This window comes from Bradyrhizobium sp. USDA 3240 (assembly GCF_054063295.1).
Map to the genome: position 1 here is coordinate 7,069,960 of NZ_JBSSGD010000002.1, position 12,373 is coordinate 7,082,332.

Below are 12,373 nucleotides of genomic sequence, written 5' to 3' on the forward strand. Positions count from 1 at the left end.
CGTAATCCGGGACAGTCACACGGGACCGACGGGCCCCGGACGCGGTGGCTTAGGCCGCTCTGACTTTACTTCCCGGGCGTCATGGCTTGCGCAGGTCAGCGACAGCTATTGCCTACTGCCTCCATCCTTTGCCGCAGATCAGCGAGCGCACGCGCGTCGGGCTCGGTCCCAAGTTGTCTGTACGTAGTGCCGTCGGCCGCCTTTGCGCTGACGCAGAGACAGTAATCCTGAACTTGTGCCTCTGTCGCGGTTGGACTGATCGAGCGTTGTTTGCGAACACAGGACGATTGAACGCCGGTGACAAACGCCTTGCGAGCCTCCCCGCTGATCACGTCATCGCTCGCGAAGAAGATCTCTCCGTAGATGAAAAGAGCTGCAAACACTCCAACGAGAAGCGCCGCGAATGTGGCCGCCCACGCAATCGCATTGGCGTTCGACTTTGATTTCCGCCGGTTGAATAAGTTTCGCACTACGGCGATCAAGACAAAAATGAGCGGCGCTGCGAGAGTTTGACCAGCCAAAGAGCTGATCGTCCAACCACTACCGGTGTGAGCATAGTTTGCAAGTTCAAAACCTCTACCGTTGGCAACCTGAAGTACTAGGGTGGAGGCGCCGACGAGAAGCCCAATACTGGCACTTTTCGCACCTCGTGCTTGATCCTCTGTTCGGCCAGCTCGGACGCGTAAATCAGCGGCAGATCCCGTGGCGAAATATCCTCGATTGCCACGCGCTCGCCGGTTCGCTTGCCCATTGCAGAGTCTTTGACGTTGGATTGTTTGAAGGTCATGAGCACGCGCCGATGATCGGCGGTGGCTGATGATTCAAGCAAGAGCTTCTGGTCCTCGATCTGGCGCTGCGCTTCTCTTGCCTGCGACGTATCGAATGTGAGTGCGGCCTTGATCTGCCTCTTGCCGTCCTCATACGCGATCGCCTGTAATTTGGCGTGCCCGTTTGGATCGTTGGCGATGGCAGCGACGGCGCCTATGAAATCCTTAAGGTCCGAGCGCGTGGCGTCAGGCTCTTTTGAACCGCCAAGGTATTTGCCGAGTACCGCTCCATAGTTGCGCACGAATTTTTCGACGATTTGAATTTGCTCGATCACGTTGACGACCGCGCTCAAGCCCTGCATCGCCCACGGGATCAGATCGGCTTCGATGGAGCCAGCGCGAACCTCGCGCACATAAATCTTGGCGTCACCGGACAGCTCCGGATAGTCCGACCTCACAAACTTCTCGTACTGGCTCGCGATGGAGGAAAATGCGGAGACAAAATCGCCTAATTCGATCGGTTGGTCAGTTTCAATGTTTAGAACGATGTGGGGTAACGCATCCGGTTTGCGCCGCGCCATGATCGGTCAAGTCCCCCTCTAAAAATGCCCGGTTGCGTTATACCCGGAGTGCGCGCAAAGCGCTACAATCGACAATGGTCTAGGTTTGGGCTGCCACAACCACGATGCCCCACGATGATCCCGGATCGCCGTTGGCTAAATGGGACTCGGGGTATGGTTACCCCGAGTAACTTTGCGGGACGCCCCGAAGCGGTCTTCGGCCAACCCGCTTTGCTTTGCGTAGACCCTCACGGGCAGCCCTCGACCGCCGCGTCGGGTCGCGAAATAGACTTCTCGTGCTCCAACAGCCGATCGAATTCTTGCCCAGCCGTGTAACGTAACTCGAGCCAGTGTCGCACGGAACCGACGGGTCCCGGATTGCGCAGCGCCTCATCCGGGCTACGCAAGGTGCTTTGCGACCACCGCCCATGCTACAAGCCGCCGCATGATTCCCTGGGAAAAGATCGATACCGCGCGCATTCCTGGCACCGAAGGTGAATTGCGCCTGATGCGGCGCGGCCGCGAATTCTCGATCATGCTCGGCACCAACGAGCTGATGAACAGCCGCCTGTCGGGCTCGGAAGCTGCGCTGGCGACGCTCGCCGCGAAGAAGATCGAGAAGGTTGCACGGCCGCATTTTCTGATCGGCGGCCTCGGCATGGGCTTTACGCTGCGGGCCGCGCTCGCCGTGCTTGGAGCCGAGGCACAAATCGTGGTGGCCGAGCTGGTGCCGTCGGTCGTTGCATGGGCGAGGGGCCCGATGGCCGAGATCTTCGGCGACAGCCTGAACGATCCGCGCGTCAGCGTTCAGGAGGTGGATGTCGCTGATGTGATCGAGCGCAATCCGCGCACCTACGATGCCATTCTCCTCGACGTCGATAACGGCCCGGAAGGTCTGACCCGCAAGGCCAATGACGCGCTGTATGACATCTCCGGGCTGAAGATCGCGCACGCCGCCTTGCGGCACGGCGGCGTGCTCGCCGTCTGGTCGTCCGGTCCAAATGCCAAGTTCCCGAAATCGCTCTCCCGCGCCGGGTTCGCGGTCAATGAGGTGGCGGTCCGTGCCACCGGCCGCGGCCGCGGCGTGCGCCACGTGATCTGGATCGCGGTCAAGGAATAGAAAGCGCCGCTATTGCGATGCAGCAAGGCTGCCGGGATTGTGTTGAAAAGCGAGTGCCGTTGGGTTTCACTCGCGGCGCCGAAGCCTCGAGCCCTTGGTCTGTCTGATGCAGCCGACGTCGAATTTTGGGGTGCAGGAGACGCACGGGATCCTGGACCGCTTCCAGGCCGAATTCCGCGGCTCGAGCGAGGGGCTCGGCTGGTCGTCCGCGTATGCCTCGGTCCAGCGCGAGCGGCCGTTTGACGGGCACTTCCACGCGCTGTCCGATAATCTGATGGTGCTGCACCGGGGTGGCCCGGTCGAGATCACCTATGTGATGGACGGCAAGTCGGTTGCCCGGCAGATCCCGCGCGGCGGGGTGTTCTTCTTGCCGGCGGGACACGCCTGCAACGTGGTGCTGCGCGAGGCGCTGGAATCCACGCATATCTATCTGCGCTCCGACCTGTTCGCGGGCCGGGACGGGGCGCCGAGTCTGATCGGCGGGCTCGCGCCGATGCTGGGCGATCAGGATTCTGTGCTGGAGCATCTCGCCGCGGCGATCGGCGACACCATCACCGGCGGCCTGCCGGCCTCGTCGCTGTTCGTCGATCCGATCGCGCAGGCGATCGCCAACCGCTTCGTCGCGATCAATTTCCACAAGCCGAGCGTGGAGGCCGGCAAGCATCCGAACCTGCTTAGCAACCGGCAGATGGCGCGCATCCGCGAATTCGTCGACACTAACCTGGATACCGATATCCGGCTCGACCAGCTGGCAGAACTGTGCGGCCGCAGCACCGAGTATTTCGTACGCCTGTTCAAGGCGACCAGCGGCATCTCGCCCTACCAATACGTGCTCAATCTGCGCATCGAGCGCGCCCGGGCGCTGCTTGCTGACGAGACGCAAAGCCTCGCCGACATCGCGCTGGCCTGCGGCTTCTCCCATCAGGAGCATTTCACCCGCATGTTCCGCCGCTTCACCGGCGTGACGCCGGGGCGCTACCGCCGCAGCCACTAGCGCGCGGCCGGCGGTTCGGACGGGCAGGGGCGCTAGCCCGAGCCCGCGGATGATTTTTCCGGTTTCGTGCAGATTTTCTCCGGTTTCGTGCAGGCCCGCCGGGGCCGCCGGCCGCTAGCTTTCTCCCAACAAGACGAGACTGCCGGTTCGCCGGCTTGGGAGAAATGCCATGAGCATCGCAGTGCCTGATGCCGTACGCCCGCCCGTCGTGGCGGCCGGAGATGCCGGCAGCGGCACATTTGCCTATTGCTCGCAGCAATATCGCGTGGTGTTCGGCGCCGGCACCTCGGCGCGGCTTGGCGAGGAGAGCGAGCGCCTTGGTATCAAGCGGGCGCTGGTGCTGACCACAAGCGAGCAGCAGGATCTCGGGCGACGTCTCGGCGCAGGCCTCGGCGACCGGCTCGCAGGGCTGTTTGCCGGTGCACGCATGCATACGCCGGTCGAGGTCACCAACGAGGCGCTTCGCATCGTCGAGTCCCGCGACATCGACGGGCTCGTCGCCATCGGCGGCGGCTCGACGGTCGGGCTCGGCAAGGCGCTGTCGCTGCGCACGGGGCTGCCGCACATCGCGATGCCGACCACCTATGCCGGCTCCGAAATGACGCCGATCCTTGGCGAAACCAGCAACGGCATCAAGACCACGCAGCATTCCCAGGACCTGGTGCCGGACACCGTCATCTACGACGTCGATCTCACTGTGAGCCTGCCGCCGCACATCTCCGCCGCCAGCGGCATGAATGCGATCGCCCACGCCGTCGAGGCGCTCTATGCGCCCGACGCCAATCCGTTGACCTCGCTGATGGCGGAAGACGGCATCGCCGCGCTCGCGCGCGCGCTGCCGCGCATCATGGCGGCGCCGGCCGATGCCGGAGCGCGGCGCGACGCGCTCTACGGCGCCTGGCTGTGCGGCGTCTGCCTCGGCGCGGTCGGGATGTCGCTGCACCACAAGCTCTGCCACGTGCTGGGCGGCATGTTCAACCTGCCGCATGCCGAAACCCACGCGATCGTGCTGCCGCACGCCGCCGCTTACAACGCCGCTGCGGCGCCGGAAGCGATGAGCCGTGTCGCACGAGCGTTGCACAGCGCCAACGCCCCGCAGGGCCTGTTTGATCTTGCCCGGCAGCTCGCGTTGCCGCGCCGGCTCTCCGACATCGGGATGCCCGAGGACGGCATCGCGCGCGCTGCCGAGGTGGCGGTGCGCAATCCCTATGCCAACCCAAGACCCGTGGAGCGCGTCGCAATCCAGGACCTGATCGCGGCAGCCTGGCGCGGCGATGCGCCCGTGCAGCACTGACATCTCCAAATCAAAGGACAACACGATGGCCAATTTCAACGAGCATGACCTCACCGACGAGGTGATCAGCAGCTTCGCCAACACCCCGAACACGCGGCTCAAGTTCCTCATCGAGGAGACGGTCAAGTCGCTGCATGATCTGGTGCGTCGCACCGAACTCACTTTCGAGGAATGGAATCAGGCGATCGAATTCCTCACCCGCACCGGCCAAACCTGCACGCCGCTGCGCCAGGAGTTCATCCTGCTGTCCGACGTGCTCGGCGTCTCGATGCTGGTCGATGCGGTCAATCACCGTGAGCGCGAGGGCGCCACCGAGACCACGGTGCTCGGCCCGTTCTACGTCGGCGAGCATCGCGTCACGCCGCACGGCGCCAATATCTCGGAGGGGATCGACGGCGAAGTGATGTTCGTGCAGAGCCGCGTCACTGACCTGGCCGGTCAACCGCTCGCCGGTGCCGAGATCGACGTCTGGCACGCCGACGACGACGGCTTCTACGATTCGCAGAAGGCGGACTATGCGGCGCACGGCCCGTCGCTGCGCGCGCGTTTCGTGACGGATGCGGACGGCCGCTTCTCGTTCCGCACCATTCTGCCGTGCAGCTATCCGATCCCGACCGACGGCCCGGTCGGCGATCTCATCGCCGCGACGAAACGTCATCCGATGCGGCCGGCGCATGTGCACTTCCTGGTCAAGGCCGAAGGCTACGAGCCGCTGATCACCCACGTCTTCCTCGATGGCGACGAATATCTGCGCAGCGACGTGGTGTTCGGCGTCAAGGACGAGCTCATCGCGCGCGTCGAGCCGCGTAGCGAGCCGGCGCTGCCGAACGGCGAGCGCGTTTCCGGCCCGTGGCACCTGATGTCCTACGATTTCCAGATGCGGCCCGGCGCCGGCCTGGTGCCGCAGCCGATGATGGCCGCGGAATGACGATCGCAACCAACACGACGAGCAAGGAGAGGACCATGACCAGCAAACCGATTGAGACCGACGTCCTTGTCGTCGGCAGTGGCCCGGCCGGCGCGACGGCGGCGGCGCTGCTCGGCATGTATGGCGTCAAGCACATCCTGGTGACCAAATATAGCTGGCTGGCCGATACGCCGCGCGCTCACATCACGAACCAGCGCGCGATGGAGGTGCTGCGCGATCTCGGCCTCGAGGAGAAGGCCGTGGCGCAGGCCGTGCCGCAGCATCTGATGGCCAACAACGTGTTCTGCGAGAGCCTCGCCGGCGAGGAGTTCGGCCGGCTGTATTCCTGGGGCAATCATCCCTCGCGCAAGGCGGATTACGACCTCGCCAGTCCAGCTCGCATCTGCGACCTGCCGCAGAATTTCCTCGAGCCGATCCTGATCGAGGCCGCCGGCCAGCGCGGCACCTCGCTGTGCTTCAACACCGAGTTCGTCGACCTGGTGCAGGATGCCGACGGCGTCACGGCGACGGTGAAGGATCGCCTGTCCGGCGAGACCACTCAGATCCGCGCCAAATATCTGATCGGGGCCGACGGCGGCCGCAGTCGGGTTGCCGAAGTGATCGGGCTGCCGATGGAAGGCCAGATGGGCCGCGCCGGCAGCATGAACATCATCGTGCAGGCGGATTTGAGCAAGTACGTCGCGCACCGGCCGAGCGTGCTGTACTGGGTGTTGCAGCCCGGCGCCGAGATCGGCGGCATCGGTGCCGGCCTGATCCGCATGGTGCGGCCGTGGAACGAATGGCTGATCATCTGGGGCTACGACATCGAGCAGGGCGAGCGCAAGCTCTCTGATGACGAGGCGATCTCGATCGTGCGCAATCTCGTCGGCGACGAGACGCTCGAGGTCAAGGTGCGCTCCACCTCGACCTGGACCGTGAACGAGATGTATGCCGGCCACTACGCGTCGGGCCGCGTGTTCTGCGTCGGCGACGCCGTGCACCGCCATCCGCCGACCAACGGCCTCGGCTCCAACACCTCGATCCAGGATTCCTTCAATCTGTGCTGGAAGCTGAAGCTGGTGCTCGAGGGCCACGCGGCGCCGTCGCTGCTGGAAACCTATTCGGCCGAGCGCCAGCCGGTAGGCAAGCAGATCGTGACCCGCGCCAACAAGAGCATCGGCGACTTCCCGCCGATCTTCGAGGCGGTGGGGCTCGTGGCTTCGACCGATCCGGCTGAAGCGCGCAAGGCGATTGCAGCGCGCAAGGCGCCGACCGCCGAGGGCAAGGCGCGCCGCAAGAAGCTCTATGAGGCCATCGCCAACAAGAGCTACGAGTTCAACTGTCACGGCGTCGAGATGAACCAGCGCTACGGCTCGACCGCCGTGGTGTCCGACGGCACGCCGATGCCGGCGTTCACCCGCGACCACGAGCTGTATTATCAGGCCACCACCTGGCCCGGTGCGCATTTGCCGCATGTCTGGGTCGAGCATCAGGGCGAGCGGAAGTCGACGCTCGATCTCACCGGCAAGGGCCGCTTCACGCTGCTTACCGGGATCGGCGGCGACGGCTGGAAGGCGGCTGCCGCCGCGGTCGAGAAGGCCTACGGCTTGCCGGTCGACGTCGTCACCATCGGCCCGCAAGGCTGCGATGCGCTCGACATCTATGCGGACTGGTATCGCCAGAGCGAGGTCGACGAGGACGGCTGCGTGCTGGTGCGTCCCGACATGTATGTCGCCTGGCGCGCCAAGGAGGCGGCGGCTGACGCCTCCGATGTGCTGCTCGACGTGTTCGGCCAGATCCTCGGCCGCAGCGCGAAGGCGCAGACGAAGTCCGTCGCAGCCGCGTGATGCGGCGCGACGCCGGCAATTTTTCAAAAACAGAATGAACGGCAGCCGGCTTGAAACCGGCTTGCCTCAAGGGAGGGGAAAATGACCAAAGACCATTTGAACGTCATGTCTTTTGATCGCCGCCGCGTGCTGCAGGGTATCGCCGGCGGTTTCGCCGCCGCAGGCACGACCACATTGTTCGCGCCGGCCGTGCGCGCGGCCAACAAGCCGATCAGGATCGGCTACGTCTCGCCCAAGAGTGGCCCGCTGGCTGCCTTCGCCGAAGCCGACGATTTTGTGCTCGGCGAATTCCGAAAGTTCATCAAGGATGGCGTCAAGGTCGGATCGCAGACCTATCCGGTCGAGGTGGTGACGAAAGACAGCCAGTCGAACCCGAACCGCGCCGCTGAAGTCGCCAAGGAATTGATCACCCGCGACAATGTCAGCCTGATCGTGGTCGGCGCCACGCCCGAGACCAACAACCCGGTGGCGACGCAGTGCGAGCTCGAGCAGGTGCCGTGCATCTCGACTGTCGCACCGTGGCAGACCAATTTCATCGGGCGGCAGGCCAATCCGGGCGACCCCAAGAGCTGGAAGCCGTTCGACTACACCTTCCATTATTTCTGGGGGCTCGAGGACGTGATCGGCGTCTTCACCAGCATGTGGAGCCAGGTCGCAACCAACAAGTCGGTCGGCGCGCTGTTTCCGAACGATGCCGACGGCAATGCCTGGGGCGACACCACGATCGGCTTCCCGCCGGTCATGGCCAAGCAAGGCTTCAAGCTGACCGATCCCGGCCGCTTCCAGAATCTCACCGATGATTTCAGCTCCCAGATCGCCGCATTTCGAGGGGCCGATGCCGAGATCATCACCGGCGTGATCATCCCGCCGGACTTCACCACGTTCTGGAACCAGGCGCGGCAGAAGGGGCTGAAGCCGAAAGTCGTCTCGGTCGCCAAGGCGTTGCTGTTCCCGGCGTCGGTGCAGGCGCTCGGCAAGGGCGGCAACAACATCTCGACCGAAGTGTGGTGGACGCCGACGCATCCCTACAAGTCGAGCCTCAGCGGCGTCAGCGCAGCCGATCTCGCCAAGGGATATGAGCAGGCCTCCGGCAAGCAATGGACCCAGCCGATCGGCTTCGTGCATTCGCTGTTCGAGGTCGCGATCGATGCGATCAAGCGCTCCGGCGATCCGGCCGATGGCGCGGCGCTGGCGAAAGCGATCGGCGCCACCAAGCTCGACACCATCGTGGGCCAGGTCGCGTTCGGCTCCAGCGCGGTGCCGCCGTTCGCGGCGAAGAACATCGCCAAGACGCCGCTGGTCGGCGGCCAATGGCGGCTCAACGGCGACAAGTACAGCATGGTGATCACGGACAACAAGCTGGCGCCGCAGATCCCGCTCGGCGGCGACATGCAGGCGCTGAGCTAGCAAGCGCGTTCCGGACGAATTGTTCATCGGAGATGCGCGGACCACCCGCGCATCTCCTCGAAGCAAATGGATGCGGTGAGCGACCATGCTCGAACTCCATGCCGTCTCGAAGAGGTTCGGCGCCATCGTCGTTGCCGACGCGATCGATCTGACGCTGTCCTCCGGCGAGGCGCTGGGCGTGATCGGGCCGAACGGCGCCGGCAAATCGACGCTGTTCAACCTGATCACCGGACTGTTGCGGCCGGATGCCGGCCGCGTCGTGCTCGACGGCGTCGACATTACGGCTCTCGCCCCGGAGGCACGCTGCCGCGCCGGCATCGGGCGTTCGTTCCAGATCCCGCAGCCGTTCGATCACCTCTCGGTGTTCGAGAACCTTGCGGTCGCCGCCCAATTCGGCGGTGGGCTCTCGGAGGCCGATGCGGTCCAGCATTGCGGCCGCATGCTTGATCTGACCGGCCTTGAAGCCAAGGCCAATCGCCTGGCGGGAAGCCTGCCGCTGCTCGATCGCAAGCGGCTCGAGCTGGCGCGGGCGCTCGCCACCAGGCCGCGCACGCTGCTGCTCGACGAGATCGCAGGCGGCCTCACCGATGCCGAATGTCATGAACTGGTCGAGACCATCCGCACCATCCACGCCGAAGGCGTCGGCATCATCTGGATCGAGCATGTGGTGCACGCGCTGCTCGCGGTGGTGCAGCGGCTGGTGGTGCTGAACTTCGGCAAGATCGTCGCGCAAGGCGCACCAGTCGAGGTGATGCGCTCGCGCGAGGTCGAGACCATCTACATGGGAGTGCCGGCATGACCGCGCTGCTCAATGTCTCCGCGCTCGATGCGTTCTACGGCGACTTCCAGGCGCTGTTCGGCATCGATTTCGAACTGGCGGAGGGCGAGGCGGTCGCGGTGATCGGCGCCAACGGCGCCGGCAAGTCGACCATGCTGAAGTCGCTGGCCGGGCTCGTGAAGAACCGTTCCGATGCGATCCGCCTCGGCGGGCGGGCGATCGGTGATGCATCTGCCGCCAGCATCGTGCGGCTCGGCCTTGCGCTGGTTCCCGAGGGCCGCCAGCTGTTTCCCTCGCTCAGCGTCGAGGAGAACCTGTTGATCGGGGCCTACGGCGGCGAACGAACAACTCCGTGGGATCTCGCGGCGGTCTACCGGATGTTTCCGGTGCTGAAGGAGCGGCGGCGCGCTGCCGTCACGGCGCTGTCGGGCGGTCAGCAACAGATGGTCGCGATCGGCCGCGCGCTGATGTCGAACCCACAGGTCCTGCTGTGCGACGAGATCAGCCTCGGCCTCGCGCCGATCGTGGTGGAGGACATCTACCGCATGCTGCCGCAGATCCGCTCGGGCGGCACCGCGGTCGTGCTGGTCGAGCAGGACATCGCCCGCGCGCTGCGGGCCGCCGATCGCTTCTACTGCCTGCAGGAGGGGCGCGTGACGCTGAGCGGACGGCCAAAGGATGTGGATCAGGACACGATCCGCGCTGCCTATTTCGGAGCATGAGGGCGCCATGAGCGGGTTCGATACCATCATCGAGGGTGTGCTGCTCGGCGGCGTCTATGCGCTGTTCGCGCTCGGCCTGTCGCTGATCTTCGGCATCATGCGCCTGGTCAATCTGGCCCATGGCGACCTGATCCTGCTTGCGGCCTATCTGGTGCTGAGCGCGACCACGGCGCTCGGCCTGCCGCTTGCGGCCGCAGCCCTGCTGGTGGTCGTAACGATGTTCGTGCTCGGCTTCGTGCTGCAGCGGCTGGTGCTGGAGCGGGTGCTCGGCGACGACATCCTGCCGCCGCTGCTCGTCACCTTCGGCCTGTCGATCGTGATCCAGAACGGGTTGCTGCTCGGCTATGGCGCCGACAGCCGCCGGCTGCAGGCCGGCGCGTTCGAATCCTCGTCGGTGACGCTGGTCCCTGGCCTGAGCGTTGGCCTCGCGCCGCTGACGGCGCTGGTGACGGCGATCGCCGCCGTCGCGCTGCTCCAGCTCATCTTCTATCGCACCTCGCTCGGCCGCGCCTTCCGCGCCACCGCCGACAATCCCGCGATCGCGCAATTGATGGGCGTCAACGAGCGCAATGTCTATGCGATCGCGGTCGGGCTCTCGCTCGCAGTGTCGGTGATCGCCGCTGTCGTGTTCGGCATCCGCGCCAGCTTCGATCCGTCGATCGGCCCGGCGCGGCTGCTCTATGCGTTCGAGGCCGTGATCATCGGCGGGCTCGGCAGCCTGTGGGGGACGCTGGCCGGCGGCATCGTGCTCGGGCTCGCACAGGCGATCGGCGGGCGGATCAATCCGGAGTGGCAGATCCTGGCCGGCCATCTCGCCTTCCTTGCCGTGCTGATGGTGCGGCCGCGTGGGCTTTTCCCGGCGAGGCGGACATGAGCGTCGAGAGCATCAATATCCCGACAAGCCGGGAGCAGCGCGCGGTCGAAGCGCCGGTGTGGCGAGTTCGGGTCGGCACGCGCTTGTCGCGCGGTGCGGCCGTCGCCGGTATCGCGCTGGTCGTGGTGCTTGCCGCGCTGCCGGCGATCGCATCACGTAACCTGATCCAGGATCTGATCTTCGTCTTCACTATGCTGACGCTGGCGCAGCTCTGGAACGTGTTGGCCGGGTGGGGCGGGCTGGTGTCGGTCGGGCAGCAGGCGTTTGTCGGGCTCGGCGCCTATGCGCTGTTCGCCGGCATCGTGATGGCCGGGCTCGATCCCGTTGCGGCGATCCCGCTGGCCGGGCTGTTCGCGGCGCTGGTCGCGGCGGTGCTCGGCCCGCTGCTGTTCCGGCTGGAGGGGCCGTATTTCGCGATCGGCAGCTGGGTTGCCGCCGAAGCGCTGCGGCTGATCTGCGCCCAGTTCAAGTCGCTCGGCGGCGGCACCGGGATGTCGATCTCGCCGAGCGAACTGTCGCAGATGGTCGGGTTGAAGGCGGTGCAGGCGCTGCTCGGATTGCGGCCGGCGGCCGCGCGCGACGTGCTGGTCTACTGGCTGGCGCTGCTGCTCGCCGTGCTGGTCACGCTCGGCATCTACGCCTTCATCCGCTCGCGCCACGGCCTCGCGCTGGCGGCAAGCCGGGACAACGCGGCCGCGGCGCGCAGCGTCGGCGTGCGCACCGCTAGGATTCGCCATGTTCTGTGGATCGCGGTCGCCTTCGCCACCGGCATGGTCGGCGCCGTGGTCTATTTGCAGAAGGCGCGCATCTCGCCTGACGCCGCCTTCAGCGTCACTGACTGGACCGCCTATGTCATCTTCATCGTCGTGATCGGCGGGGTGCGCACCATCGAGGGCCCGATGGTCGGTGTGCTCCTGCTGTGGGGGCTCGTCACCTGGCTCGCCCAGTATGGCAGCCTGTATCTCGTCGTGCTCGGCACGCTCGCCATCCTGATCATGCTGTTCATGCCGAGGGGCGTGTGGGGTGCCGCGGCGCGGCGCTGGCAGGTGCAGCTGTTCCCGACACAGCGATGGCTCGGTCGCAGTCGGTAGGTCCGGCTCCGC

The 12,373-nt window shown here is 65.4% G+C and carries 12 protein-coding genes; 10 read left to right on the forward strand and 2 right to left on the reverse strand.

What is annotated here, in order from left to right; all coding sequences use genetic code 11:
• Positions 1-95: 95 nt before the first annotated feature.
• Both ACVIGA_RS33990 and ACVIGA_RS33995 read right to left on the reverse strand, forming a co-directional pair.
• Positions 96-521, reverse strand: coding sequence for a hypothetical protein (locus ACVIGA_RS33990; RefSeq protein ID WP_456669446.1), 426 nt, complete (start codon positions 519-521; stop codon positions 96-98).
• A gap of 77 nt (positions 522-598) precedes the next feature.
• Positions 599-1,348, reverse strand: a complete 750-nt coding sequence (locus ACVIGA_RS33995) for a hypothetical protein (RefSeq protein WP_456669447.1) — start codon at positions 1,346-1,348, stop codon at positions 599-601.
• Between the two features lie 424 nt (positions 1,349-1,772).
• Here ACVIGA_RS33995 and ACVIGA_RS34000 point away from each other — a divergent pair, with 424 nt between their 5' ends.
• From ACVIGA_RS34000 to ACVIGA_RS34045, 10 genes are all read left to right on the forward strand, one after another.
• On the forward strand, positions 1,773-2,447 hold the full coding sequence (locus ACVIGA_RS34000) for a spermidine synthase (protein WP_456669448.1): 675 nt from the start codon (positions 1,773-1,775) through the stop codon (positions 2,445-2,447).
• A 106-nt stretch (positions 2,448-2,553) separates the two neighbouring features.
• Positions 2,554-3,441 carry a helix-turn-helix domain-containing protein gene (locus ACVIGA_RS34005; RefSeq protein ID WP_456669449.1) on the forward strand — a complete coding sequence of 296 codons (888 nt, stop codon included), beginning with the start codon at positions 2,554-2,556 and terminating at the stop codon, positions 3,439-3,441.
• Positions 3,442-3,610: 169 nt separating this feature from the next.
• A complete protein-coding gene (locus tag ACVIGA_RS34010) occupies positions 3,611-4,735 on the forward strand; it encodes a maleylacetate reductase (protein ID WP_456669450.1) in 1,125 nt (374 codons plus the stop codon).
• 25 nt (positions 4,736-4,760) lie between these two features.
• A complete protein-coding gene (locus ACVIGA_RS34015) occupies positions 4,761-5,663 on the forward strand; it encodes an intradiol ring-cleavage dioxygenase (RefSeq protein WP_456669451.1) in 903 nt (300 codons plus the stop codon).
• A 35-nt stretch (positions 5,664-5,698) separates the two neighbouring features.
• A complete protein-coding gene (locus tag ACVIGA_RS34020; RefSeq protein WP_456669452.1) occupies positions 5,699-7,489 on the forward strand; it encodes an FAD-dependent oxidoreductase in 1,791 nt (596 codons plus the stop codon).
• Between the two features lie 81 nt (positions 7,490-7,570).
• Positions 7,571-8,896 (forward strand): ABC transporter substrate-binding protein, encoded by a 1,326-nt coding sequence (locus ACVIGA_RS34025; protein WP_456669453.1) that lies wholly within the window; start codon positions 7,571-7,573, stop codon positions 8,894-8,896.
• An 85-nt stretch (positions 8,897-8,981) separates the two neighbouring features.
• Positions 8,982-9,695 carry an ABC transporter ATP-binding protein gene (locus ACVIGA_RS34030; protein ID WP_456669454.1) on the forward strand — a complete coding sequence of 238 codons (714 nt, stop codon included), beginning with the start codon at positions 8,982-8,984 and terminating at the stop codon, positions 9,693-9,695.
• Positions 9,692-10,396, forward strand: a complete 705-nt coding sequence (locus ACVIGA_RS34035) for an ABC transporter ATP-binding protein (RefSeq protein ID WP_456669455.1) — start codon at positions 9,692-9,694, stop codon at positions 10,394-10,396. Before ACVIGA_RS34030 ends, ACVIGA_RS34035 begins: the two co-directional genes overlap by 4 nt.
• 7 nt (positions 10,397-10,403) lie before the next feature.
• Positions 10,404-11,270, forward strand: a complete 867-nt coding sequence (locus ACVIGA_RS34040) for a branched-chain amino acid ABC transporter permease (protein ID WP_375779789.1) — start codon at positions 10,404-10,406, stop codon at positions 11,268-11,270.
• The gene (locus ACVIGA_RS34045; RefSeq protein ID WP_456669456.1) at positions 11,267-12,361 is read left to right on the forward strand and encodes a branched-chain amino acid ABC transporter permease; all 1,095 of its coding nucleotides are present in this window, start codon (positions 11,267-11,269) and stop codon (positions 12,359-12,361) included. Before ACVIGA_RS34040 ends, ACVIGA_RS34045 begins: the two co-directional genes overlap by 4 nt.
• The last annotated feature ends 12 nt before the right edge of the window (positions 12,362-12,373 follow it).

What these genes read in the sequence shown, in the direction of transcription:
- ACVIGA_RS34030 (WP_456669454.1), top strand. Translation starts at nt 8,982, where the DNA reads ATGCTCGAACTCCATGCCGTCTCGAAGAGGTTCGGCGCCATCGTCGTT.
- ACVIGA_RS34005 (WP_456669449.1), top strand. Translation starts at nt 2,554, where the DNA reads ATGCAGCCGACGTCGAATTTTGGGGTGCAGGAGACGCACGGGATCCTG.
- ACVIGA_RS34045 (WP_456669456.1), top strand. Translation starts at nt 11,267, where the DNA reads ATGAGCGTCGAGAGCATCAATATCCCGACAAGCCGGGAGCAGCGCGCG.
- ACVIGA_RS34040 (WP_375779789.1), top strand. Translation starts at nt 10,404, where the DNA reads ATGAGCGGGTTCGATACCATCATCGAGGGTGTGCTGCTCGGCGGCGTC.
- ACVIGA_RS34010 (WP_456669450.1), top strand. Translation starts at nt 3,611, where the DNA reads ATGAGCATCGCAGTGCCTGATGCCGTACGCCCGCCCGTCGTGGCGGCC.
- ACVIGA_RS34000 (WP_456669448.1), top strand. Translation starts at nt 1,773, where the DNA reads ATGATTCCCTGGGAAAAGATCGATACCGCGCGCATTCCTGGCACCGAA.
- ACVIGA_RS34035 (WP_456669455.1), top strand. Translation starts at nt 9,692, where the DNA reads ATGACCGCGCTGCTCAATGTCTCCGCGCTCGATGCGTTCTACGGCGAC.
- ACVIGA_RS34015 (WP_456669451.1), top strand. Translation starts at nt 4,761, where the DNA reads ATGGCCAATTTCAACGAGCATGACCTCACCGACGAGGTGATCAGCAGC.
- ACVIGA_RS33995 (WP_456669447.1), bottom strand. Translation starts at nt 1,348, where the DNA reads ATGGCGCGGCGCAAACCGGATGCGTTACCCCACATCGTTCTAAACATT.
- ACVIGA_RS34020 (WP_456669452.1), top strand. Translation starts at nt 5,699, where the DNA reads ATGACCAGCAAACCGATTGAGACCGACGTCCTTGTCGTCGGCAGTGGC.
- ACVIGA_RS34025 (WP_456669453.1), top strand. Translation starts at nt 7,571, where the DNA reads ATGACCAAAGACCATTTGAACGTCATGTCTTTTGATCGCCGCCGCGTG.